Origin of the sequence: Alcanivorax profundi (assembly GCF_003597125.1) — a bacterium.
GTDB lineage: Bacteria > Pseudomonadota > Gammaproteobacteria > Pseudomonadales > Alcanivoracaceae > Alcanivorax > Alcanivorax profundi.
In genome coordinates this window covers 1-382 of record NZ_QYYA01000173.1, presented here as the reverse complement: position 1 = coordinate 382, position 382 = coordinate 1, and the positions used below count along the sequence as shown (strand labels likewise).

General features: G+C 47.4%; 1 protein-coding gene. It reads left to right on the top strand.

Annotated elements, in window-relative coordinates:
- Positions 1–341 (top strand): regulatory protein RecX (locus D4A39_RS19385; RefSeq protein WP_147393983.1); only part of this gene is annotated, 341 nt, incomplete at its 5' end.
- Between the last annotated feature and the right edge of the window lie 41 nt (positions 342–382).

Here is a 382-nt window from a genome sequence, read left to right as displayed (position 1 = left end):
ATTTGCAGAAAGAACGCTACTTGGATGCGGCTCGTTTCTGCCGGTTTTACGTGCGCGACAAGTACCGTTTCAATCAGTGGGGGCGTATGAAGATTGTGCAGATGCTCCGTATGAAACGTCTGTCGGACGAAGACATCCGTGCCGGACTGGAAGAAATCGATACGGAAGAATATGAAGGAATCCGGAAAAAGATGCTGAAGCAGAAAATGAAAGGAATAAAAGCCGCCAATGATTATGAACGGAGCATGAAACTGATTCGTTTTGCTGTAGGTCGGGGCTTTACGCTGGAAGAAGTACGTCGTTTTGTCAATCAGGTAGAACCGGATGAATATTTTGACTGACATCCGGGACTTCTTGTTTCCTCGCCTCTGCATGGCTTGCG